This is a genomic window from Nitrospirota bacterium, assembly GCA_016214845.1.
In the GTDB taxonomy this organism is placed as follows: domain Bacteria; phylum Nitrospirota; class Thermodesulfovibrionia; order UBA6902; family UBA6902; genus SURF-23.
In genome coordinates this window covers 103,959-127,747 of sequence record JACRMS010000037.1, presented here as the reverse complement: position 1 = coordinate 127,747, position 23,789 = coordinate 103,959, and the positions used below count along the sequence as shown (strand labels likewise).

Annotated in this window: 18 protein-coding genes; 9 read left to right on the top strand and 9 right to left on the bottom strand. The window is 48.6% G+C overall.

What is annotated here, in order from left to right; all coding sequences use genetic code 11:
* Positions 1-31: 31 nt before the first annotated feature.
* Positions 32-823: a GIY-YIG nuclease family protein gene (locus HZB61_14375; protein MBI5057795.1), complete on the top strand. Its 792-nt coding sequence runs from the start codon at positions 32-34 to the stop codon at positions 821-823.
* Positions 824-868: 45 nt separating this feature from the next.
* The gene (locus HZB61_14370) at positions 869-1,216 is read left to right on the top strand and encodes a translation initiation factor (protein ID MBI5057794.1); all 348 of its coding nucleotides are present in this window, start codon (positions 869-871) and stop codon (positions 1,214-1,216) included.
* Here the strand turns inward: HZB61_14370 and HZB61_14365 are convergent.
* Positions 1,205-2,788, bottom strand: a complete 1,584-nt coding sequence (locus tag HZB61_14365) for a dehydrogenase (GenBank protein ID MBI5057793.1) — start codon at positions 2,786-2,788, stop codon at positions 1,205-1,207. The genes HZB61_14370 and HZB61_14365 overlap by 12 nt on opposite strands.
* Before the next feature lie 150 nt (positions 2,789-2,938).
* Here HZB61_14365 and mnmD point away from each other — a divergent pair, with 150 nt between their 5' ends.
* Complete coding sequence (gene mnmD / locus HZB61_14360) at positions 2,939-3,637, top strand: tRNA (5-methylaminomethyl-2-thiouridine)(34)-methyltransferase MnmD (GenBank protein MBI5057792.1); 699 nt, start codon at positions 2,939-2,941, stop codon at positions 3,635-3,637.
* 40 nt (positions 3,638-3,677) lie between these two features.
* Here the strand turns inward: mnmD and HZB61_14355 are convergent, their stop codons facing one another.
* Positions 3,678-5,381: a DUF262 domain-containing protein gene (locus HZB61_14355; GenBank protein ID MBI5057791.1), complete on the bottom strand. Its 1,704-nt coding sequence runs from the start codon at positions 5,379-5,381 to the stop codon at positions 3,678-3,680.
* Positions 5,382-5,807: 426 nt separating this feature from the next.
* Between HZB61_14355 and HZB61_14350 the strand changes: the two genes are divergently transcribed.
* The gene (locus HZB61_14350; GenBank protein MBI5057790.1) at positions 5,808-6,815 is read left to right on the top strand and encodes a DUF1016 domain-containing protein; all 1,008 of its coding nucleotides are present in this window, start codon (positions 5,808-5,810) and stop codon (positions 6,813-6,815) included.
* A 177-nt stretch (positions 6,816-6,992) separates the two neighbouring features.
* Entirely contained in the window at positions 6,993-7,856 is an 864-nt protein-coding gene (locus HZB61_14345; GenBank protein MBI5057789.1) for an NmrA/HSCARG family protein, read from the top strand.
* Positions 7,857-7,867: 11 nt separating this feature from the next.
* Here HZB61_14345 and HZB61_14340 read toward each other — a convergent pair whose 3' ends face one another.
* On the bottom strand, positions 7,868-8,791 hold the full coding sequence (locus HZB61_14340; GenBank protein MBI5057788.1) for a fatty acid desaturase: 924 nt from the start codon (positions 8,789-8,791) through the stop codon (positions 7,868-7,870).
* Positions 8,792-9,265: 474 nt separating this feature from the next.
* On the opposite strand from HZB61_14340, the gene HZB61_14335 reads away from it, so the two are divergent.
* The 3 genes from HZB61_14335 (at position 9,266) to HZB61_14325 (ending at position 10,885) form a co-directional block, all read left to right on the top strand.
* Positions 9,266-9,928, top strand: a complete 663-nt coding sequence (locus HZB61_14335) for a dihydrofolate reductase family protein (GenBank protein ID MBI5057787.1) — start codon at positions 9,266-9,268, stop codon at positions 9,926-9,928.
* Between the two features lie 17 nt (positions 9,929-9,945).
* Positions 9,946-10,365 (top strand): VOC family protein, encoded by a 420-nt coding sequence (locus tag HZB61_14330; protein MBI5057786.1) that lies wholly within the window; start codon positions 9,946-9,948, stop codon positions 10,363-10,365.
* A 97-nt stretch (positions 10,366-10,462) separates the two neighbouring features.
* Positions 10,463-10,885: a cupin domain-containing protein gene (locus HZB61_14325; GenBank protein MBI5057785.1), complete on the top strand. Its 423-nt coding sequence runs from the start codon at positions 10,463-10,465 to the stop codon at positions 10,883-10,885.
* 90 nt (positions 10,886-10,975) lie between these two features.
* Here the strand turns inward: HZB61_14325 and HZB61_14320 are convergent, their stop codons facing one another.
* The 6 genes from HZB61_14320 to HZB61_14295 form a co-directional block, all read right to left on the bottom strand.
* On the bottom strand, positions 10,976-12,493 hold the full coding sequence (locus HZB61_14320; GenBank protein MBI5057784.1) for a cytochrome C: 1,518 nt from the start codon (positions 12,491-12,493) through the stop codon (positions 10,976-10,978).
* A gap of 553 nt (positions 12,494-13,046) precedes the next feature.
* Complete coding sequence (gene adeC, locus HZB61_14315) at positions 13,047-14,555, bottom strand: AdeC/AdeK/OprM family multidrug efflux complex outer membrane factor (GenBank protein MBI5057783.1); 1,509 nt, start codon at positions 14,553-14,555, stop codon at positions 13,047-13,049.
* Between the two features lie 49 nt (positions 14,556-14,604).
* Positions 14,605-17,769 carry an efflux RND transporter permease subunit gene (locus tag HZB61_14310; GenBank protein ID MBI5057782.1) on the bottom strand — a complete coding sequence of 1,055 codons (3,165 nt, stop codon included), beginning with the start codon at positions 17,767-17,769 and terminating at the stop codon, positions 14,605-14,607.
* A gap of 189 nt (positions 17,770-17,958) precedes the next feature.
* Positions 17,959-19,161 carry an efflux RND transporter periplasmic adaptor subunit gene (locus HZB61_14305; protein MBI5057781.1) on the bottom strand — a complete coding sequence of 401 codons (1,203 nt, stop codon included), beginning with the start codon at positions 19,159-19,161 and terminating at the stop codon, positions 17,959-17,961.
* Positions 19,162-19,262: 101 nt separating this feature from the next.
* Positions 19,263-19,871 carry a TetR/AcrR family transcriptional regulator gene (locus HZB61_14300; protein ID MBI5057780.1) on the bottom strand — a complete coding sequence of 203 codons (609 nt, stop codon included), beginning with the start codon at positions 19,869-19,871 and terminating at the stop codon, positions 19,263-19,265.
* A 297-nt stretch (positions 19,872-20,168) separates the two neighbouring features.
* Complete coding sequence (locus tag HZB61_14295) at positions 20,169-22,631, bottom strand: glycogen/starch/alpha-glucan phosphorylase (GenBank protein ID MBI5057779.1); 2,463 nt, start codon at positions 22,629-22,631, stop codon at positions 20,169-20,171.
* 288 nt (positions 22,632-22,919) lie between these two features.
* Here HZB61_14295 and HZB61_14290 point away from each other — a divergent pair, with 288 nt between their 5' ends.
* Complete coding sequence (locus HZB61_14290; protein MBI5057778.1) at positions 22,920-23,690, top strand: Ku protein; 771 nt, start codon at positions 22,920-22,922, stop codon at positions 23,688-23,690.
* Positions 23,691-23,789: the final 99 nt, after the last annotated feature.

Sequence of the window (23,789 nt, the reverse complement as noted above, 5' to 3'; positions counted from 1 at the left end):
AAGTTGATGCCGCCTCGATGTAAGATAGAGAATGCATACCGCCATAAATGATCTTGCCCTCTTCACCGATGTGAGTGTAAGCCCCGGCCTCAAGCTTGGTGTGGGGGCCTATGTCATTATCCCGGCTTCATTTCTACACGCCTCTTCCAAAGTTATCGGAAGACTCGAAATAGCCGGGCGGATAAAAGTGCGGAGATTCGAAGGCACTTCATCGACAAGGCTCGAACTTCAGACCGTTTTATGGGCGCTTAAAGAGAACCGGCAGTTGCCGCATGGCAGCCTGACAATATATTCCGATTCACAGTGCGTTACAGGACTTCTCAAGAGAAAACCCCGCTTGTTGGCCAGAGGTTTCATTTCAAAAAAGACAAACCGGCAAATAGGCAACGCTTCTCTCTACCGTGCATTTTACGAACTTCACGACGAGTTGGGCTTTCACGTTGTGAAGGTAGCCGGACATTCCAGGTCCCGAACTCACGACACTGCTCACCGGATATTCTCATTTGTGGACAAGGAAGCAAGGAAGGTCCTAAAGGTCTGGCTAAATGAGTTAGCGAAAGAACGGACTAAGACAAACAGCGGGCACTGGTGTGTTTATGTGCTCAGGTGCCGCAACAATTCTCTATATATCGGGATGACAAATGATCTTGAGAAGAGGATTGAAAAGCACAAGCTCGGCACCGGCAGCAAATTCGTAAGATCGTGGAGGCCGTTTGAACTGGTCAAAACAATTCCATGCGCGAATGCGGCAGAAGCGAGAAGGCTTGAGGGCGCTTTAAAAAAACTCACAAGGAAAAAGAAGATCGAAGCGCTTGAGCTTTGAATATGCCGGGACTTTTTCAAAAAATTCCCCGTGCTATAATGAACAATGCCTGATGAAAGATCTAAATTGGTCTACTCCACTGACAAGCTTGTTTCCCGAAAGGAAAGACCGTCCGGAAATAGAAGGGGCGAACGGCCGCTTGCCCCTGCAGCGAATCAGAGGGTGATCGTCCGGCTCGACCGGAAGCATAGGGGCGGAAAGTCCGTCACGGTGATCGAGGGCTTGCAGGTCCCGGCAAAAGACAGGGAAGCCCTGCTTAAGGAATTGAAGGCTGGACTGGGCACAGGCGGCACAGTCAAGGACACGTCTCTTGAGATACAGGGCGACCACTGCGACGCGCTCATTGCCGCTTTGACAAAATTGGGCTACAGGCCGAAACGCTCAGGCGGCTGAATGGGAGAGCAGACTGCTTTCCACGGCCTTTATTGCATCGGCGGCTGAACTCGTTATCCCTCCTGCGTAACCTGAACCCTCGCCAATCGGATACAGGTCCTTTATATTTACTGACTCGTAGTTTTCGCTGCGTTTAATTCTTACGGGACAGGAGGTCCTCGTTTCCGCTCCTAACAATATCGCGTGCTCTGAAACAAATAACGGGTAATCCTCTTTCCATTTATTGAATGCGGACAGAAGCATCTCGGAGATAAATGTTGGAAAAATTTCGTTCATGCTAACAGATGCGGTCCCTATCCTGTAAGAATTTTTATTTAAGTCGGCAGATATCCTCCCGCGTAAAAAATCCATCAGGTTTTGCGCTGGGGCTTCCCATTTCCCTCCGCCTGCATTGAAGGCTTTGCGCTCTATATTCTTCTGGAATTGAATGCCTGCCAATGGGTCGGTTGATCCGTAATCATCCGTATGACAGGTCACAACTATCGCTGAATTAGAGAATGCCGAAGACCTGCCCGAATAACTCATGCCGTTTACAACCAGCAGGCCTTTTTCAGATGAAGCATTTATTACCTCACCTCCGGGGCACATACAGAAGGTGTAGACTCCCCTCCCGATTTTTTTATCGGTGTAGGTGAAAGAATAATTGGCAGCGCCTATGCCGGGGAAGTCCTTATATTTATCTCCATATCTTATGAGATTAATGATCTCAGCGGGATGCTCTATTCTCGTGCCGACAAATATCGGCTTCTGCTCAACGGCAACGCCTTTATCGCGGAGCAGCTCAAATGTATCACGCGCCGAATGTCCCAGCGCAAGATAGATCATTGAAGAACGATATTCCATTCTCCCGTTTATCATTACGCCTTCGGCCTTTCCATCTGAAATAATCAGGTCCGTCATTTTGGAGTTGTAGTGTATCTCCCCGCCTCTATCAAGTATGTAGCTCCTCATGTTTTTTACTATCCTGCACAACACGTCCGTGCCCAGATGGGGTTTGCTGATGTACCCTATTTCTTCAGGCGCGCCGAATTTAATGAAGGTATCCAGCACCCTGTCCGCATACCGAGAATTCTTTATTCTTGAAAACAGCTTCCCGTCCGAATATGACCCGGCCCCGCCTTCACCGAACTGGATATTTGATTCAGGGTCGAGCTCCCTTTCTTTAATAAACCGTTGAACATCAATGGAGCGTTCTTCTATCTTTTTGCCTCGTTCAAATATCAGAGGTTTGATACCGTGATCGATCAGCTCAAGGGCAGCGAACATGCCAGCAGGCCCGAAGCCAATTATGATGGGCCTCTCGCTGATGGCCGCTGATCTATTGTTCTGCTTTATTTTTTCCGCGTAAGCTGGAAAGTTCTCTTTGTTGTCGAAGCTGTCAGGAGCGCTTACCACTATTGAGATTTCATAGTAGAACTGTTCTCTATTGCCCGCATCAAGTGACTTGCTGAGGATTTTATTGAATTGAATATTATCTTCGCTGATGTTCATCTTCTGCGAAGCGGCCCTTACATATTCATCCACCCCGTCCTTTTCAACGGGTATCCGCAGGTTGTTTATTATCAGATCCAAAAGCCGCCTCCGTCCGTTTTTATTTCATAACTCATGACATAATTATTGCATTAAATAGTGGTTTAATGTAGAGGCGAACGGCCGTTCGCCCCTACATTGCGTTAAATGTTACAATTTCTCATGACCAGCAAAAGACCAGCGCTTCCGACAATGCATGTCCCACCCTATCTTATGAACGAACATTATGACGACCGCTATTTCGATGTGGTCAGTGCGATTGAAGAAGCCAAGCACATCTTTTTTCAGGGCACGGGCATGATGGATGTCCTTTCTTCCGCAGGCACGGGACGCAAAGAATTCATAATAGGCGAAACAGGCTTCGGCGCAGGCCGCCTGCTCATCGCCCTCATGGATTTCCTGGACAACTGCGGCGTCACGGATATAGCGATCACCTACAATTCCGTTGAACTGCATCCGGTCACTTCCGAACGGATGGCGTCCATACTCAGTGGATTCAGGACAGAGGCCGGGCCGCTTATCGACCTGCTTGTCGGGGCCTACAGCCGCGTCGAAATTTCCAAACCGGGTTGGCACCAGTTACAACTCACCCGGCCCTTCGGCATCGTGACCCTGAATCTCTGGATCGGCGAGGCGCTTGAAATGGTACACGCGCTCACAACGCCCTGTGACGCATGGTTCCTTGATGGTCATGGCCCAAAGAAAAACCCTGCCATGTGGCGGCATGAGCTTCTTATGGCGATTGGAGAAAAAACAGTGTCCGGCGGGACCGTCGCAACTTTTACAGTTGCCGGAGCAGTGAGACGGGGGCTTGCTGATGCCGGGTTTTCTGTTGAGCAGCGACCCGGGGTTGGGGGGAAGAAGGCGGTGCTTAAGGGGTTGAAGGGGTAGGGAAGAGTTCCTTTGTAACCGCAAATAGCGTCTGGTACATCTATATCTTCCAGACTTTATTGTAGGCCACTTCTGCAAGATGTTTGCTTCTGTTAATGATATCATTAACAGACCATGTTGTCGCAACAGACAATTCCGGTTCAAGTATAAACTTCTCTGCTATTAGTACCCTCTTCTTTTCAATAAACGATTTCCCTTTTAACTTAGCGTTTAACTTTTCTGAAACGAGAATGAGATTACCAATTTGACCTATAGTTGAATCTGTAAATCCATCAGATCCAATGACACTTTGAGGTAAAAGATGCTCAATCGTCATATGGTCATAATCAATCGTCACCCCCGTATTTATCTGTCTATCAAAATTAATGAGCATATACCTCATTAATTTCCTATTCTTTGAAAATTTATTCGTGTAAATAATATCTGAAAAAACGGCTTTGACTTCATCTAACGACGGGACACGACTGCGTAGTTTCTTTTTTAGATCACGAATAACTCTGTAAGCGTCATCTGATTTTTTTGACTCAGAAATTCGTCTGCCTAATGCCGCATACATCCCTGAAATTCCCCCTGACGAGCGTTGGGACGTGGTCGCGGTAAACAGAAAATGGAATTTTTCAACGGCAACTAATGCTTCCTCCAAATGATTTTGCTTGATCTTACCATCTTTAAATGCACGGACAAGAGATAGAACACATGGAGTTTGCTGCCTAACTTTAAATAACATGAGTGCATCGAGGGCTTCGCGAATCCTTTTCTGGTCTTTAGCCCACTTGTCGAATGAAGTCTCGTGAATAGCCCGATAAAAAACTGCATTCCTATACAGTTCATTGAGGAAATCTTTAGCTTGTGCCTTAGTAATAGTCTTTTTTAAAACTTTAAATAACTTCTTTGAAGGAAGATAATCATATTTAGAAAGCCAGAAATGGTGAATGAATGAATCGGTATCCAGATCCTCTGATGACCCCTCTATCGTTTCAAGTATCTTCTCCCATTTTATTTTTGTCTGATCGACAGATGCACTTTTCGCCTTGAGGTGCTTTGTGAGATGATTTTTAACCAGATCGGTAAGGCTAAGATCTTTACCTCGCGTATTTAAGGTCTCAAAGATTATATATGCGTCATCCTCATTGTCCAACATTACCAGAATGATTTTTAAATCTAACAATGCATCTCGAATTGCAACAAGAGAGTTTTCGATCTTTTGTTTTATTTTGACAGACGATAATGTTGTATCTGATTCAATACTTTTCACTGCACCTGAAACTAACTCTTCCAACTTCTGATATGCACTCTTTAAATTTTTTTCCTCATCAAGTGGGGTAATCGATACATCAGGTTTCCCCCATTTCTGTATATGATCCTGAAAGTATGGATATGAAGTTTCAGTTGTAAGAATAAATTCATCCTGATTGTTAATATTCTTCCGTTCGATTAACCCGTTAACACCATGAGCTAAATTCTTGAAGCCGAGCGAATCTAGCGTGTTCCTTAGCACACACAACAGTATGGTAATAGTAGTTAGTCGTTGTTGACCATCCACAACACCGAAATGCTGTTTCCCAAATTCATATACAACCATTGAGCCTATAAAACAGTCACTGGGAGCGTCTTGGATGATATCATTCCAGAAGTCTTGTATGTGTTCATGTTCCCATGAATAAGGCCTCTGAAAACGAGGAATTCTATAGTAGCCTGAGGATAAAAGAGTTCCTATATTTTGATCATGAGACTCTATCTTCATAGTTTATCCCTTTTAAAACAATATGCATTGTATCCATTCACTCATTCCCATCCTGAAGAAAATTTATTAATGATAATACTTATACCTGTTAAAGACAAGACCTTTTTTCTTCTGTGTTAAAGGGGATAGTCAGTTTACCGCCCAGCTCCATCAACGATTTAAAACTCACAAAGCCCATGCTGTTTCTCATCCCACAACTTCAAACTAAGCACTTGAGTCTTTTGCCGTTTTCTTCGATTCCACGTACTGCATTTCAGTATGTTATAATCACTTTCATTACGGGGACTATGGTTGCAGTTTTTCAATTTGCATTAATCGCATTAACCTATATCCGCCGTTCTATTTGCGATGATAAACGTGAGACGTCCGCTTTTAATAAATGCCAATAAGACGTCCGAATTCAATGAATAGGGGAAAGGAGAATACATGGCTGAAAAAAGGAGCTCAATAAAAAAGAATGCCTATAAGAAATTTCTGGGCAGGTTGAAAGATGAGATCATAACTGCAAGGCAGAAGGCATACAAGACAGTTAACAGACAATTAGTTGAATTGTACCTCAGCATAGGAGAAAGCATTTATGAAAAGGTAGAAGTTTCAAAATGGGGACAGGGCATCGTGGAAACTCTGTCACAGGACCTTCAGAAAGAGTTCCCTGATATGAAGGGATTTTCGAGTAGAAATTTATGGGAGATGAAGAAAATATTTGAAAAATACAAAGATAAGCAAAAACTGCAACCACTGGTTGCAGAATTGTCCTGGTCTCATAATTTAGTTATTGTACATCAAACGGATTCTGTAGAGGAAAATGAATTTTATTTAAAGACCTGTATCACTGAGAGATGGTCTCGACGTGAACTTGAAAGGCAGATCAATTCTTCACTCTATGAACGATCTATGCTTTCCAGAAAGACCAATAAGCTGGTCCCACACTCAAAGGAAAAGAACCAAATGACTCACTTGAAGGATGAGTATATTTTTGACTTCCTTGGATTAAAAGATTGTTTTGCGGAGCATGACCTGCGGCGTGCAATCGTTACGAACCTGAAAGAGTTCTTTCTTGAATTCGGCAGCCATCTGGCCTTTGTCGGAGAAGAATACAAAATAACAGTCGGCAATGAGGACTACAATGTTGACCTTTTGTTTTATCACAGACAATATAGATGTCTCGTAGCAATAGAGTTGAAGATCGGCAAGTTTAAGCCTGAGTATGCGGGCAAGATGCAATTTTATCTGGATGCGCTTAATGAGAAGCTGAAGCTCGATGAAGAAAACCCGTCGGTTGGTTTAATTCTCTGCAAATCAAAGGATGAAGAGGTCGTTCGTATAGCCATCAGTAAGGCCTTGACCTCAGTTAAGGTTGCTACATATAAAACAAAAATTATTGACAGGAAGTTATTAAAGAGCAAACTGCATTCACTGCCGTGGGGTGCATAAGAAGCTTCTGCAGTTTCTCATCCCACAAATTCAAAGAAAACGACTTGAGACTTTTGCGGGTTCAGGGACGGAGCCAAGTGTCTCTCATCCTTCAAATTCAAAGCGTTATTGACAGCCCTGAATCCTGTGATATAGTTTTTACAAAAGAACTTCAGCATCAACTTATCAGGAGGCATTATGGACAGGACTAAAGATATTATTCTGGTAACCGGGGCAACGGGAAGACAGGGAGGCGCTGCGGCGCGTCAACTGTTGTCGAAAGGGTATCGCATCAGGGTGATCACCCGAAACCCTCAGAGTGAAAAAGCAAGGGCGCTCTCATCGATGGGGGCACAGGTTTTTCAGGGAGATTTTGATGACGATGGGTCGCTGGAGCGCGCGCTGAAAGACGTGTGGGGGGTATACTCCGTTCAGAATACATGGGAAGCTGGTGTTGTGCGTGAAGAGGAGCAGGGAAAACGTTTTGCCGCGCTCGCCAGGGAAAAAGGTGTTATGCATTTTGTTTACTCGTCGGTTGGATCGGCGCATCGCAACACCGGCATTCCGCATTTTGACAACAAATGGCGCATCGAGGAGAAGATACGGGAGCTCGCTTTTCCTTCATACACAATTATACGTCCCGCTTTTTTTATGGAAAATTTCCTCTCCCCGTCATTCAAGCCGGGCCTGATGGAGGGTAAGCTGATCGTCGCGTTAAAGCCGGACACTGTGCTGCAAATGAACGCGGTCGAAGACATAGGGAAATTTGTACTGCTTGCATTTGAGCAGCATGAGAAGATGAACGGCGTTGCCCTCGACATAGCCGGAGATCAGCATTCAATGCCGAAAGTTGCTGAAATTCTCGGCAGGGCAATTGGCAAGAAGGTTGAGTTTGTGAGGCAGCCCATTGAAGAGGTTAGAAAGTGGAGCGAAGATTTTGCAATCATGCTGGAATGGTTTGACCGTGTCGGTTACAATGCAGATATCGACGCGCTGGGAAAAAATTACGGCATCAGGCTGATAAAGCTTCACGAGTGGGCGGCGCAGGCGCACTGGAAATAGATTCGGGCACGTTACCGCGCCGGCGACTTCAGGGACTTGAAACTCACCATCTTCTGCTGCGTCTCATCCCATAAATTCAGCGAGAACGACCTGAGGCTCTTGCGGAGACTCAGCGGCATCACGGTATGCATTACCGGAGATTCATCGTAGCACTGCTGCAGTTTATAATTGGGAATTCGCGGCAGAACATGGTGGACATGATGCAACCCGATATTGCCGGAGAACCATTGGAGCACCTTGGGCAGTTTGTAGTATGAACTCCCTTTCAGGGCGGCCTTTACCGGGTCCCAATTCTCATGACGGGACCAGTACACCCCCTCGAACTGATGCTGGACATAGAACAGCCACACGCCGACGGCCCCGGCAATCAGGATTACCGGCAGCTGGATCAGCAGATAGATCCGTAACCCTATCGTCAGGAAGGCTGCTGAGATGACCGCTAAAATAGCCAGATTGGTAACTACTGCACTGTAACGTTCATTCTTCCCTTTCCAGTGATGCAGGTATCGCTGGGTTATCAGAAAAGAGTACCCTGGGCCGATCCCGAGGAAAACCAAAGGATGGCGATAAAGCCTGTAGGCCAGCTGCTTCCTCCTTGATTCCGCGAGGTACTCGTCAACGGTCAATGTCCAGATATCTCCGACCCCCCTGTGATCAAGGTCAGCATAAGTGCCGTGATGGACGAGGTGATTGTGCTGCCAGTATTTAAACGGGGTAAAAGTAAATATGCCTGACACATACCCAAGGACCGTATTTGCCCGCAGTGAGGCAAAAAAAGAATTGTGTGCGCAGTCGTGAAAAATAATGAAAATGCGCACCAGAAAAAGGGATGCGAGAAAAATGAGCGAAGAGATCCATACAAAATGATACCCGTGCTCCACCATGTAGATAAGGAGAACCCACAATGCAACGTAGGGAACAAAGGTGTTGATCATTTGCAGGACCGCCTGCCGCAGGTCCGGGGTTGTGCGTACGGCGCCAACGTCTTCCGCAAAGAATGTATTGTCAATTCATCAGTGGACCGTGTATCCGTAACCATAGCGCATTCTTGTTGAATTGATTCAACGACCTGTTTTTTTTGTATCACGAAAAAGAGACGTAGTCAACGGGGTCATAAGAATGTGCTCCGCTGATATTAATGCCCGATAATTTCGGTCCTTAACCCACATTATTCATAAATTTACAGCAGAGAAGGCATGACTCAAAAACATCTTGAAAGCGATAGGATTTTATAATGGTACGCATGAATCTTGAAATTACAGAGTGTATTTTTTCTATATTCGCTAAGGTATCGCACAATATGTTTTTTCGCCACACCTTCTCTGGATTTATGAATAATATGGGTTAATAAACACTATGCAAAATGCAAATAATTTGATATTACTGTAGGAAAGAGGGAGGAAAATAATATGAGGAAACTTGTTGTACTGTCTTTTATAACACTTGACGGCGTAATGCAGGCCCCCGGCGGTCCAGAAGAGGACCCCACCGGCGGCTTTAAGTATGGCGGATGGGTGGCCGGGTACTGGGATGATTTCATGGGCAGGGTCATGGATGAGCAAATGGCAAAACCGTTTGATCTTCTGCTTGGCCGCAAGACCTATGAGATATTCGCAGCTCACTGGCCGTATATTAAAGATGACCCGCTCGCGGACAAGCTGAACAGCGCGAAAAAATACGTTGCATCGACAACGCTTGAGAAACTTGACTGGGCGAACTCCACGCTTATCAGGAACAATGTTCCGCAGGAAATTATAAAGCTTAAACAACAGGATGGGCCTGAATTGCAGGTGCATGGCAGCAGCGATCTTATCCAGACACTTCTGAAACACGATCTCATTGATGAGCTGCGGTTGAAGATCTTTCCTGCTGTCATCGGCACAGGCAAGCGAATCTTTGGCGAGGGCGCCATCCCGTCCGGATTCGAACTCCTTGAGAGCAAGACGTCAACCACCGGAGTCATCATAGCCACATACAAACGTGCGGGAGAGATCAAAACCGGATCGTTTGCGCTGGATAATCCAACTGAGGCAGAACTCGCGCGCCGTAAACGGCTTAAGAAGGGAAATTAGTTTATGGAGGACAAATTATGAAACCGAGAATTACGGTGGTTACAATAGGAGTGGACGATCTGCAAAAGTCGCTTGAATTTTATCGTGACGGGCTCGGCCTGCCGACCGGGGGAATTATCGGGGAAGAATTTGAATACGGTGCAGTCGCGTTCTTTGATCTGCAAAACGGTGTGAAGCTGGCCCTCTGGCCCCGAAAGAGTATTGCCCGTGACTCAACTATTCCTCTTCAGCCGCCAAGCAGCACTGAATTTACCATCGGTCACAACGTAAATAGCAGGAAAGAAGTTGACGAGGTAATGAAGCAGGCGGAAAAAGCCGGGGCAATGATGATCAAGCCTGCAGCGGATGCTTTCTGGGGCGGTTATTCAGGTTATTTTCAGGACCCGGATGGGCATTTGTGGGAAGTGGTGTGGAATCCGGAATGGGAGACTGCGTGAAGGCATAGGGTCAGGTCACGGGGCAGGAAATATTTTTTGACATATTTCGAAAATGCCCTATAATTTATTTTGAAGACAGAAAATCAGGAGGTGCACAATGAAAACTCTAAAGCAACTTTTATTTATCGCCCTCATGGGGCTTCTCTTTGTTACCGTGGCAGCAGCTGAAGAGAAAGGAAACCAACCCACCACACCGGGCCCGGCCACAACCTATCAGGCCAAGATGCCGGTCACTCTTCCGGGTGGAGAATATGATCAGATGACCCTCATAATAGACTTCCCGCCAGGGGCGGGTTTCCCGGAACATATGCATGGCGGGTACGTTCTCGTAATAGTGCTGCAGGGTGAGATAACCATCAAAGAGAAGGGCAGCGAAAAGACAATAAAGGCCGGAGAGAGCTGGACTGAGGCCCCCGGCAACCTGCACTCAGCCGTCAACGCCGGAGCTTCTACTGCCAGAGTGGTGGTCAATATGCTGCTTCCGAAAGGCGCTGAGGCAACCACGATAATCAAGCAATAAACCGGGCCGCATTCATGAAAACAAAACCCCGTTAAAGATTTTCTTAACGGGGTTAAAATTTTAATCCTGCAGGATTGTTTTTTTTGATAGCTACAGCTTTAGTCTCCGTTTTCCGTAGTGACAATCGTCGCAACTGACCGCGTGTCCCTGAGCGAAAATTTTGTACTTGCCATACGAGAATAAAGTCCGCCTGGTAAAAGCCTTGGACAACGGTGTTCCTTTAAGGTCTGAGCCATGACATTGGTTGCAATGTGAGAGGTCTTTCTTTGCAAACAAGCCGTGGGTACGCACCCACATTTGTCCAATAGTGTGGAGACCATGCGGGCCGCCGTTGCTTGTTACAGGTAAAGGCCGTATGTGACAGGCAGAGCATTCGGAAATGGTCCCGGTGTGTCCCTGGATCCGCAAACTCTGTACGTTATCATTGGGCTCCGACGTCGTATACTCTGCGTGAGTCGATCCATGACAGGCTTCGCACTGCACATTGCCGTGTCCGCCGGCTCCGGAGCCGACTTTGTAGAGGTTTGTTCCGCTTGAGAAAATACTCGCCGTCTGCCTGAAGTTGCCTGACTGGTCAAAGACACTGGTGTCACGCACATAACTTCTGGTGGCGTCAGACCAATAGTGACAGTTCTGGCACCTCGGAAGGTCTGTCCAGCCTGCCCTTCCGGGCGCGCCTACATTGCACATAGAGCCATGGCAGCTTGTGCATTGCAGCAGCGGATTGCCGTCCGGGTCCTTTGCTGTGCCCATGACACCCCTAAGGCACTGTGTGGTCGAACCTGGATGGCAATAATAACAGACGCTCCTGTCAGTTGTCTGGTCCATAGGCATTCCGGTGTTATCGTCCATCGCCATTGTCCCATGCCATGAGTGAATAGCTTCGGTCAAGGGTTTTACTCCCGTGAAACCCGGTGTTCCCAAAGCATTCGATGAATGACAACCGGCGCACAATATGGGCTTGCCAGAGTCCGATGTTGCCAGAAGACCGTCTGCGCTGTAACCTTTGTTCTGAAGCGCCTGCTGATATGTGGCATTGTTTATGTTCTTGTTGTCATGCAGCAGAAGGATATTTCTCTTCCAATCCTTACCGGGATCTGGATCATACACCCAGTCAGGCGAGGGCTGGGCCATAGGGTCACCATCGCCGGATGCGTGGCAATGCACGCAGGTCATCTCATCGCTTACAGGCAGGACCGTTCTGGTGGTTGCAAGTATACGGCCGTAGCGGTCTTTTGCTATGACCTTCACCATCGGGTAATAGTTTGCATTGCCATTATCATCGTATGGAGTAGAAGGGACCCCATCAGCTTTCCAGTATCCATTTGCCGTATCATAAGTCATTTTCGCAGGAGTCAGGCTCTGGACCGGATTGCCTGCCAGCCCGACGTCGGGACTCATGGACACTCCGAACAGCGCTACTACCCAATCCCAGAAATTGGTCTTGCCGATGCTGGTGCTGTTGATCGAACCGTTCGTGTCTTTAGTCGCCTCATAAGTAATGGTAACGCCAGAGTTGACCAGCTTGCCTGTGAATTTGTCCATGAGCTGTGCATGGAGGTTGTTGTATGGCGGCAGTATTGCAAAGACGGAATAATCATGGTCCATACAGTGCATGCCGAGGTCGTTCCATGCGATTAATGCATATCTTCCCGGGTAATGCTCCGCCCCCTCAGCCTGTGGATTTGCGTTTGCAATTCCGGCAACTCCCACGACGAAGGCCAGCAGAAAGATAATATTTTGCGGAAAGGACTTTTTGAGTACTAACATTTTTTTCTCCTTTTCAAGAAATGGGTTGATTGAATATTTCTTCTTGAATGAGTGCAAGGGCCAATGTTTTTTGACTACCCTGTCATCTCACGCGAAGTTCCGGATATTATATATGCAAAGGAAATGCCAAATCGGTATATCGTGTAAAATCAAAAAGTTTTTAATTTGGAGGATCAAGACAGATTAAGATTAGCTTGTTATGGACGGTCCATTTTGAATTATCAGGCTCATTTTGGACCGTATGCTAAAAATGAAACGCGGCCTTCCTTGTGTAATTTACAATACGGATCAAGTCTTCTCTGTGTTACATCATCAGTTTCAAGGCAAGAACTTTTTCATCTATATCAAAAGGGATTGCGATCATTAGCGGCTGCAACATTTGCCCAAAACCTCATTCTCCCGCGCCTCCGCCCAGCACCTTGTAGAGTGTCACCAGATTGGTGAGTTGGGAAAGGCGGACGGCGATCAGGCCCTGCTGCGCACTGTAGAGAGAGCGCTGCGAATCGAGGACATTCAGATAGCTCGCTATGCCTTTTTCGTAGCGCGCCTGAGATAAGCGGAAGCTTGTGGCAGTTGCGTCTGTAAGAGACTGCTGCGCTTCCATTTGATCGCTAAGAGTGCCGCGCTGCGCAAGGGCGTCGGCCACTTCCCTGAAGGCGCTCTGGACCGTTTTCTCATACTGGGCCAAAAATATTTTACGGTCGGCTTCCGTCACTTTTAGGTTGGCAAGGTTTCGTCCCGCATCGAAGATCGGCAGGGTGATCTGCGGCGCAAACATCCATGTCCCGGTCCCTCCCTCAAAGAGTCCCGACAGTTCATCGCTTGACAGACCGATGCTCGTCGTGAGTGTGATGCGCGGGAAGAACGCGGCGCGCGCCGCGCCGATGTTTGCATTAGCAGACTTGAGAAGGTGTTCGGCCTGCGTAATGTCGGGACGGCGCTGCAATACTTCGGACGGCAGACCCGCGCTGAAATCTTTCAGTGCGGTAATCTCGCTGAGCGCGGACGGCTGGAGATCAGACGGCACAGGCGAGCCGGTCACGAGGGCCAGTGCGTTTTCGTCCTGCGCCACCTGGCTGGTGAAGCGGGCAATATCCAGACGGGCCGAATCAACACTCGTCTGTGCCTGGCGGAGATCGAGTTCCGACGAGGCCCCTGCTTCGAAGCGGCGTTTGATAAGGTTGTATGATGCCTGCTGGCTCTCGAAGGTGTCTCTGGCGATTTTCAGGCGCTCTTTATCTGCTGCAAGTGTGAGGTAGTTGCTTGCCACCTCGGCCACCAGGCTGATCTGTACACTGCGGCGTGCTTCTTCGGTAGCAAAAAATTGCTCCAGCGCCCGGTCCTTAAGACTCCTCACGCGGCCGAACAGATCGAGTTCATAGGCGCTGAACCCGAGGTTGACGCTGTACTGGTGTGTTGTTATAGCGTTCCCGGTGGCTGAGAGCACTCCCGGTGTCCTCGCACTCACGGCGCTGCCGGCAGCGTTGACCGTAGGGAAGAGATCGGCGCGCTGGATGCGATACAGCTCCTGCGACTTTTCAATGTTGAGCGCGGCTATTCGCAGGTCGCGGTTGTTTTCAAGCGCGAGGGCGATCAGCTTTTGCAGTTGTTTATCGATAAAAAACTCCTGCCATTTGATGTCGGCAATTGCCCGGTCACCCGGTTTGGCTGCGCTGTCCTTGTAAGCCGGGCCGCCCGGCCATTCGGACGGAACAGGCGCTTCAGGGCGCGTATATTTCGGGGCCATGGTGCAGCCGCAAAGAACAAGCAAGGCAACAGCAACGGCTGCTCCGCGGAGTCCGGTGCCATGTTTCCCATTGCTGTCATTCCCGCAAGCGAAGCGCGTCGGGAATCCTTCCGAAGAAAGATTCCGGACAAGCCGGAATGACGAATAACCCATTACTGATGTGCATACTGATTTGAGATCGTTAATCAAGCATCTTTTCATATCACTTCCCCTCCGCAGCATCGGCAGCAGCAGGCGCTGCCTGCGGTTTGTGTTTACTCCGGCCAAACAACCGTGACACTAACACAAAAAAGAATGGAATAAATATCAAGTCGATGAAAGTAGCTGAGAGCAGTCCGCCTGTAACGGCTGTGCCGATAGCGTTCTGTGCCGCGGCCCCTGCTCCACGTGTCAGGGCCAGCGGCAGGGTGCCGAAAAAGAAGGCCAGTGAAGTCATGAGGACAGGACGCAGCCTGATCTTTATTGCCGAGAGAGTTGCCTCAACCAGTTCATGGCCCTGATGCAATTGCGCCTTAATAAACTGAATGATCAGGATGGCGTTCTTGGTGGAAAGCCCCACAGTGGTAAGCAGGCCGATCTGTAAATAGATATCATTGGGCAGTCCGCGCAGCGTGACAGCAGTAACCGCTCCCACAAGTCCAAGCGGCAGCATCAGCAGATTGACAAAGGGGATGGTCCAGCTCTCATACAATGCCGCTACGGACAGAAACACCACCAGAAGCGATATGGCGTAGAGCGCCGGCGCCTGGGCCCCGGCATTTTTTTCTTCATACGAGAGGCCTGTCCACTCGTAACCGATCCCGACGGGCAGTTGGGCGGCCATCTTCTCCATCTCGGTCATCGCTTCACCTGTGCTCACCCCGGGGGCTGCCTGCCCCATGACCTCCATAGATGGAATTCCATTGTAGCGCTCCAGACGAGGGGAGCCGTACTGCCAGTGGGCGGTGGAGAATGCGGAGAACGGCACCATCTCACCGCTTTTGTTGCTGACATACCAACTGTTGATGTCCTCCGGCAGCATCCGGTATTTGGCGTCTGCCTGCAGATAGACCTTCTTGACGCGGCCGTTTTGTATAAAGTCGTTGACGTAGGCGCTGCCCCAGGCAGTGGACAGAACGCTGTTGACATCGGTCAGGGACACACCAAGTGCGCCTGCCCGAACATCATCGATATCCAGCTTGAACTGGGGAGAATCGTCCTGGCCGTTTGGGCGCACAGCGATCAGCTTCGGGTTTTTCATTGCCATGCCCAGGAGCTGGTTGCGCGCCTCCATGAGTTTTTCATGGCCAAGGCCGCCGCGGTCCTGCAGTTGGAGATCGAAACCGTTTGCCTGCCCCAGCTCCACAACCGCCGGAGGTGAGAAGGCAAAGGCCATACCGTCCCGGATATGTGAGAATGCCATCATTGCCCGGCCGGCAATGGCCGGCGCCTTCAGATCAGCGGAGCCGCGCAGCTTCCAGTCCTTCAGTTTCACAAAGGCTATTCCCATGTTCTGTCCGCGACCGGCAAAGCTGAAGCCTGCCACTGTGATTATCGCATCCACAGTTTTGGTTTCCTGCTCCATAAAATGCTTCTCGATCTGGCGTATCACCTGTATGGTCCGCTGCTGGGTTGCTCCGGCAGGCAGTTGTATCTGGCAGACGATGAACCCCTGGTCCTCATCCGGCAGAAATGCGGTTGGTAGACGCAGGAAAAAGAATGCCATTGCGATCACGATGCATCCATACAAAATCAGATAGCGTTTCTGTTTGCCAAAAGAGCGTCCGACGATCCGCTCATACAACGCCCTGCTGCGGTCAAACAATTTATTGAACCGGCGGAAGAACCACGTGAACCAGCCTGTCTCACCGAGGTGATGCCCTTTTTCAATCGGCTTGAGCAGGGTGGCGCAAAGCGCCGGGGTCAGGATCATCGCAACCATCACCGACAGTATCATGGCGGAGATAATGGTGATGGAGAACTGACGATAAATGACGCCGGTGGAACCGCCAAAGAAAGCCATCGGCAAAAAAACCGCAGTCAGGACTGTGGCTATGCCCCACAGTGCGCTGGTGATCTGCCCCATCGACTTAACAGTGGCATCGTGGGGCGACAGGCCCTCCTCAGACATGATCCTTTCCACGTTCTCGACAACGACTATAGCGTCGTCCACGAGTAGTCCGATGACAATTACCAGCGCAAACATAGTCAGGGTGTTGATGGAAAAACCGGAAGCCGCCAGGACACCCATTGTACCTAACAGCACTACCGGCACTGCGATGGTGGGGATCAGTGTGGCCCGGATGTTCTGCAGAAATATGAACATGATGATAAAAACGAGAAAGACCGCCTCGATCAGTGTCTCGACCACTTCCATTATGGAGATCCTGACGAAGGGTGTGGTGTCATAGGGATATACCACTTTCATTCCTGCGGGAAAATATTTTGAAAGCTCCTCCATCTTGGCCTTCACCCGATCACCTGTCTCAAGTGCGTTGGCCCCGGCTGCGAGCCTGATCGCCATGCCGCCTACCGGCTTCCCTTTGTAAAAAGATTCGATATCGTAGCTTTCGGTCCCAATCTTACTCACAGCCACATCCTTGAGTTTTACCGTGGACCCATCGCTGTTGGTGCGCAGAATAATGGCATCGAACTGCTCCGTTGTCTGCAGCAATGTACGGGCCGTTATGGTGGCGTTGAGTTGCTGACCCGGAGCAGCTGGGGTGCCGCCGAACTGGCCCGCCGAGACCTGGGCATTCTGGGATTGAAGCGCCGCAATCACATCGTTGGTGGTCAGGTGAAAGTTATTGAGTTTGGCAGGATTCAGCCAGATCCGCATTGCGTTCTGAGTGCCGAACAATTGAAGTTCACCTACTCCTTCCAATCTACTGATAATATCCTGAAGGTTGGAGACCATATAGTCGGTCAGCGCGTTACGGTCCATGGAGCCGTCTTCAGATACGAGCCCGACGATCATCAAAAAGTTCCTGGTGGATTTGACCACCTGAATACCTTGCCGCTGCACGATCTGAGGCAGAAGCGGCGTGGCCAGTTGCAGTTTATTCTGCACCTGCACCTGGGCGATGTTCGGGTCGGTCCCGGCCTTGAAGGTCAGGTTGATAGACACCGCACCGGCAGAGTCGCTGGCAGATGACATGTAGATCAGGTTATCAATGCCGTTCATCTTTTGTTCTATGATCTGGGTTACGGTGTCCTGCACTGTCTGGGCCGACGCCCCGGGATACACGGCATTAATGGTAATCTGCGGCGGTGCGATAGGAGGGTACTGTGATACCGGCAAAGTCTTGATCGCCAGCAGTCCTGCCAGCATGATCATGATGGCTATGACTATTGCGAAGATGGGACGATTTATAAAAAACTTGGGCATGAAATTTCTCCTTTATTGATCAAAATAAACAGCTATTACACCACAGAGTACACAGAGATTTTTTAGTGCAGCAAAAGTTCATAGAGAATTCTGAATATACCTTTTGGGTTATTGCTCTGTGTCCTGTATTTTTCTTATGAAGCATAAATGTTTCCTCTGCGTTCTCTGTGGTAAAAGCCTTTTTTAAGTTTATTTGCTTCCGGCTGTTTTCGGAGCGCCAGCAGGAGTTCCATTCGCATTGCTTCCGAACGCCACGGCCTTGACCGGCGTTCCCGGTCGCGCCTTTTGCAGTCCTTCCAGAATGACCCGGTCGCCTGCTTTCAGTCCTTCGCTGACCAGCCAGTTGTCGTCTACGGTCCGTATGACCTTGATGGTCCTGGGTTCCACCTTCTCTTCGCTTCCAACCACCATTACCATGGCGCTCCCATTCGGGTTACGAGTTACCCCGCGCTGAGGAACAAGGATTGCATTCTCGCTGATACCTTCCTCCATGATAGCGCGGACAAACATGCCCGGAAGAAGTGTTTGGTTTGGATTCGGAAAGATCGCCCGAAGCATGACGGAGCCCGTGCTCTGGTCCACTGTGACTTCAGAAAACTTCAGTATGCCCTGCAATGGATAGGCGCTGCCGTCCTCCAGCAGAAGCCTCACCTTTGCCTGGTCCGCGCCGTTGCTTTTCAGAAGGCCGCTTGCGAAGTTCTGCTTGAGACGCAGCAACTCGGAGCTTGACTGTGTGACATCCACATACATGGGGCTGAGCTGTTGAATGGTGGCAAGCGCAGCAGACTGACTGGCGGTCACGAGAGCGCCGTCAGTGACTGATGATCTGCCGATCCGTCCGGAGATGGGAGCAATTACTTTTGTATACGCCAGGTTTATCCGGGCAGTCTCGACCGCTGCCTTGCCGGACTCTATGTCGGCCTCAGCCTGTTTAAGCGCCGCGCTTGCATCGTCGTAGTCCTGCTGGCTGACCGCATTGATCTTCACAAGGTCCTGATAGCGCCCGGCCTTAAGCCGGAGCGGAATAAGATTGGCTTCAGCTCTGGCCAGCGCCGCCTTTGCGCTGTTATAGGCTGACTGGTAGTAGGCCGGATCGATCTGGTAGAGCACGTCCCCTGCCTTGACGTCTGAGCCTTCTGTAAACAGGCGTTTCTGAATAATGCCCCCTACCTGCGGTCTTACTTCTGCAATGAGAAAGGCAGAGGTGCGACCGGCAAGCTCCGTGGTAAGCGCCACGCGCTGCGGTTGTACCGCAATGACTCCCACTTCGGGAGGCGGCGGCGCCGCCTTTGAGACCTCGCTCTGTTTTCCGCAGCCGGCCACAACAAGATATCCGGCAAGCATCCCGGCAATAGCAATTCTTCCGGCCCTGCTCCCGGTTTGTTTATTCATCCATAAAAATAACATGTCCGATTCCTCCATTAATATTTAGCATCAATTTCTCTTTTACTCTGGAACTGGCTTCCAACACATTATATTGACAGAAAAAGAATCTACTTCCGTAATCCACGCAGCAACACGTCCACCAGAGTATGCGCGACAATTTCGATTCTATCTTTCAGAAAATTTTCGCAATATATATTCTTCGCTATAACACCGTGAGATGCTATTGTCAATATATCCACTATCACATCCACTTCCGTCTTCCGCAGTTTCCCGGCGTTGATGCAGTCCTGCACTATATCTTTGAATACGAAGTAGGTGTTTCGCGCCATAGATTCCTTTTCAACTAATTCCTCCCGTGTTCCGTAAACGCTCTTCGTAAAAAAGATCAGCTTGTATTGATCAGGGTTCTTAAGCCCGAAATTCATGAAATAAATAACGGCTTGCCGAAGGGTCTCGACAGGTCTCTGAGAAACAGACCGGATACGATTCAGTTTAGCGAGAAACCTGGCAAAGAACTCTTCACATATGGCAAAGAGCAATTCGTCCTTGTTCTTAAAATAGAGATAGATGGTGGTCGGAGAATAGTCTATTTTCCCGGCAAGTTTCCGCATTGAAAACCCGTCGTACCCGTCACTGATAAATATCTCGCGGGCTGAATCGAGAATTTCCCTTCGAAACTCCTCTTTGTGCCTGGCCCGCTTTTCTATGACTCCCATTGATCTTGTCCTCACGCCGTTACGTTTTCTTAACAGCGTTAATATAAAAAGCCGCGCTGAATTTTGTCAATCTTGATTTCGATATTTCGATATTTTTTCAACTGGTTTTGTGCTGGCCAAAACTATTCCGTACACGAACGCAGCAAACCGCATTCACTTCCGTAGGTTGGTGAAGGGATGCAATAAAAAGTAAGGGCGAACGGCCGTTCGTCCTTACTTTTTAGCAGTCACATGGCTTTTATATTTTTCTTGCTGATTGCTGATCGCTTGACAGGGGCGTAGCCTTGCTGCGCCTGCTTATCTGAGGGACTTCATATTCTCCGTGTCTATCCCCCATATCTCTTTTGCATATTCCTTTATGGTGCGGTCGCTGGAGAACCTTCCCATATTTGCGACATTCAGGATCGACTTTCTGGCCCATTCATGTTTGTCGGCATAGAGCTTGCCGACGCTTTCCTGACAGCGGACATAGGATTCGTAATCGGCGAGGACCATATATGTGTCGCCATAGAGGATGGAGTCAACAACAGGTTTGAAGAGCCCGGCGTTTTCCGGTGAAAAATATCCGCTGCCTATCATGTCTAAAACCTCTTTCAATTCCTGGTTCTTCTCATAATAGCTGTAAGGATTATAACCAGCGCTATTCAACCCCGTGACTTCCTGCGGGGTAAGCCCGAAGATAAATATGTTGTCCCTGCCCACCTCTTCCATTATCTCGATATTCGCGCCGTCAAGCGTGCCTATTGTCAGCGCTCCGTTCAATGACAGCTTCATGTTGCCTGTGCCGGAGGCTTCTGTTCCCGCGGTTGAGATCTGCTCTGACAGGTCAGCAGCAGGTATTATTCTTTCCGCCAGAGAGACATTATAATTACTGAGGAAAACCACCTTTAGTTTGTCTCTCACATCTTTGTTGTGGTTAACAACATTTGCCACTGAATGGACCAGTTTGATCACAAGCTTCGCCATCCAGTATGACGGGGCGGCCTTTCCGGAAAATATCACCGTGCGGGGCGTATGTCCTTCACCTGTGCCGCGTCTTATCCTGTTATAGAGGGTCACGACATGCAGGACATTCAAAAGCTGTCTTTTGTATTCATGTATCCTCTTGACCTGGACGTCAAACATGGAGCCTGCGTTAACGCTTACATTGTTCTTTTGTAAAATGTATTCCGCGAGACGTTCTTTATTTTCCGTCTTGACGTCCATCCATCTTTCCCTGAATTCTCTGTCTTCAGAAAGTGGAGCAAGTTTTTTCAACTCATCAAGATCGGCAACCCATTTATCTCCTATATGTTCCGTGATAAGGCCTGACAAGAGAGGGTTTGCCTTCCTGAGCCACCTTCGCGGTGTAATGCCGTTTGTCTTATTGTTGAATCTCTCAGGGAACATGTCATAAAAATCTTTGAATATTTGATCTTTGAGTATCTCGGAATGGAGTTTTGAAACGCCGTTGACAGAGTGGCTTCCGACGATCGCAAGATTTGCCATCCTTATCAGTTGTTGATCTCCCTCTTCAATAAGCGACATTCGTTTCCTCTTTTCAAAATCTCCCGGGAACCGCCAGTTTATCTCTTCAAGGAACCGCCTGTTGATCTCATAGATTATCTGCAAGTGCCTCGGCAGCAGGTTTTCAAACATTGAGACCGGCCATTTTTCAAGGGCCTCCGGCATGACGGTGTGATTCGTATACCCGAATGTTCCGACTGTAATGTCCCATGCCTTTTCCCAGGGAAGACCTTCGATATCCAGCAAGATCCTCATAAGTTCCGGGATTGCGATGGCAGGATGGGTGTCATTGAGCTGCACAGCCACTCTGTTTGTGAAATTATCAAAACAAAGGTCTTCTTTTTTATACCTCCTGATAATGTCCTGAAAGGTCGCGGAGACAAAGAAATACTGCTGCTTCAGCCTCAGGAGCCTTCCTTCCATAATGTGGTCTGAGGGATAAAGCACTTTTGAAATGCTTTCCGACTTTGCCTTGTTCTCAACTGCGTGGATATAATTGCCGCCATTAAAAAAGTGCAGATCGAAATCCCTTGAAGACTTTGCGGTCCAGAGTCTCATATTGATTACATTGTCGTTCCTGTAGCCGGGGATAGGAGTATCACATGCCATTGCCATGACCTCTTCGGTTTCGACCCATTCATTCCTCAATATTCCATGCTGGTCCACATGCTGGTTTACCCTTCCATGAAAATGGACTGAGAAAAAATGACCGTGCCTTGCGATTTCCCACGGATTGCCGTACCTCAGCCAGTTGTCAGGGGTTTCAATCTGATACCCGTCATTGATCTTCTGGTAAAAGAGCCCGTATTCATATCTTATTCCATACCCGTAAGCAGGGATTCCCAACGTGGCAAAGGAATCAAGGAAACATGCTGCAAGACGGCCCAGGCCTCCGTTGCCGAGCCCCGCGTCCCACTCCGACTCCCTTATGTCCTCCATCTTGCAGCCCAGCGCTTCCATGGCCTGACTGCATTCGTCTTCAGTCCCAAGGTTGACCATACTGTTGCCAAGCGTCCTGCCGACAAGGAATTCAAGAGAAAGGTAATAGACCCGCTTGGCCTTCGTATTGTAATAAGACCTCTGCGTAGCAAGCCATGCCTCTATAAGCCTGTCACGCATGGCATAGGCAAGCCCGATATAAAAGTCAAAAGTATGAGACCGCTCGCAGTCCTTTCCGAGATGGTGCTCTATATAGTTCTTGACCGTTGACTCTAACTTCTCGATCCGCTGTTGTTCTTCTTTAACGTATTTCATTGGAACGGTCCTTGAGGTTATATCGTCACATGTCATAAAGAACTTAATTCTAAACCTTGACAGCGGGACATTGTGTGCTATATTTCTCTTATGGGTAAGGACAAAAAAATAAACACAGAGACACGGAGGCACAGAGAAGAATAAAAAAATTCATCCACAGATTGCACAAATGAACGCAGGTTTTAGAAATTATTTTTAAATCTTTGTAATCTGCGAAATCTGCGGACAAGAGTTGTTTTCCTCTGTGTCTCCGTGTCTCTGTGGTTTATTAAAGGAGGAGGATTTTCAATGTCGGGAAGGACGCTCTGGAAAGGGTATATCCAGTTCAGCGATATCAATGTGCCGGTGAAGCTGCATACGGCGGTACAGCAGGAGCGGATACAGTTTCATCTTCTGCACAAGCGTGATCGTGTGAAATTGCACCAGCAGATGATCTGCGCGTATGAAAAAGTACCCGTACCGCCTGAAGAACAGGCCAAAGGGTTTGAGTTAGAGGACAGAAAATATATCCTCGTCGATCCGGCGGAGCTTGAACAGACCGATCCCGAAGACGGCCGGATGATCGAAGTCCATGAATTCGTAAAGACCGGACAGATCGATCCTGTTTTCTTTGAACGCATGTATTATCTGGAGCCGGACATCACTGTAAAAGAATATAACGCGCTTGCCGACGCATTGAAGGAAACGGGTACGGCGGGGATCTGCACATGGACCATGAGAAGGCGTTCTTATCTTGGCGCCTTGCAGATAAGCGGGAAGCTCCTGTGCCTGAATACCCTGCGGTATGCCGATGAAGTGGTTGCGGTACAATCTCTCGAATTGCAAAAAGCTCCCCTGTCTGATAAAGAGCTGAAGATCGCAAGAGACCTGATCGATCAGTTGTCAGCCCCTTTTGAGCCGCAGAAATTCCAAAACGAACATCAGAAAAAATTGCAGGACTTGATAGATAAAAAAGCCCGTGGAGAAAAGATCGCGCTCCTGCGCCCGAAACATTTGAAACCCACAGCGCCGGACAAACTCCTTGAGGCGCTCAAGGCGAGTTTGAAGAAGGTAGCATGAAAAAGTGAGAAGTGAGAGGTAAGAAGTGAGAAGTGAGAGGTAAGAAGTGAGAAGTAAAAAAGATCTTTAAATTAGCTCCTTCTTTTTTTCACTTCTTAC

Excerpts from the sequence above, each read along its gene's own strand:
- HZB61_14375 (MBI5057795.1), top strand. The coding sequence starts at position 32 with ATGCATACCGCCATAAATGATCTTGCCCTCTTCACCGATGTGAGTGTA.
- HZB61_14370 (MBI5057794.1), top strand. The coding sequence starts at position 869 with ATGCCTGATGAAAGATCTAAATTGGTCTACTCCACTGACAAGCTTGTT.
- mnmD (MBI5057792.1), top strand. The coding sequence starts at position 2,939 with ATGCATGTCCCACCCTATCTTATGAACGAACATTATGACGACCGCTAT.
- HZB61_14355 (MBI5057791.1), bottom strand. The coding sequence starts at position 5,381 with ATGAAGATAGAGTCTCATGATCAAAATATAGGAACTCTTTTATCCTCA.
- HZB61_14350 (MBI5057790.1), top strand. The coding sequence starts at position 5,808 with ATGGCTGAAAAAAGGAGCTCAATAAAAAAGAATGCCTATAAGAAATTT.
- HZB61_14345 (MBI5057789.1), top strand. The coding sequence starts at position 6,993 with ATGGACAGGACTAAAGATATTATTCTGGTAACCGGGGCAACGGGAAGA.
- HZB61_14340 (MBI5057788.1), bottom strand. The coding sequence starts at position 8,791 with ATGATCAACACCTTTGTTCCCTACGTTGCATTGTGGGTTCTCCTTATC.
- HZB61_14335 (MBI5057787.1), top strand. The coding sequence starts at position 9,266 with ATGAGGAAACTTGTTGTACTGTCTTTTATAACACTTGACGGCGTAATG.
- HZB61_14330 (MBI5057786.1), top strand. The coding sequence starts at position 9,946 with ATGAAACCGAGAATTACGGTGGTTACAATAGGAGTGGACGATCTGCAA.
- HZB61_14325 (MBI5057785.1), top strand. The coding sequence starts at position 10,463 with ATGAAAACTCTAAAGCAACTTTTATTTATCGCCCTCATGGGGCTTCTC.
- HZB61_14320 (MBI5057784.1), bottom strand. The coding sequence starts at position 12,493 with ATGGACCATGATTATTCCGTCTTTGCAATACTGCCGCCATACAACAAC.
- adeC (MBI5057783.1), bottom strand. The coding sequence starts at position 14,555 with ATGGGTTATTCGTCATTCCGGCTTGTCCGGAATCTTTCTTCGGAAGGA.
- HZB61_14310 (MBI5057782.1), bottom strand. The coding sequence starts at position 17,769 with ATGCCCAAGTTTTTTATAAATCGTCCCATCTTCGCAATAGTCATAGCC.
- HZB61_14305 (MBI5057781.1), bottom strand. The coding sequence starts at position 19,161 with ATGAATAAACAAACCGGGAGCAGGGCCGGAAGAATTGCTATTGCCGGG.
- HZB61_14300 (MBI5057780.1), bottom strand. The coding sequence starts at position 19,871 with ATGGGAGTCATAGAAAAGCGGGCCAGGCACAAAGAGGAGTTTCGAAGG.
- HZB61_14295 (MBI5057779.1), bottom strand. The coding sequence starts at position 22,631 with ATGAAATACGTTAAAGAAGAACAACAGCGGATCGAGAAGTTAGAGTCA.
- HZB61_14290 (MBI5057778.1), top strand. The coding sequence starts at position 22,920 with ATGTCGGGAAGGACGCTCTGGAAAGGGTATATCCAGTTCAGCGATATC.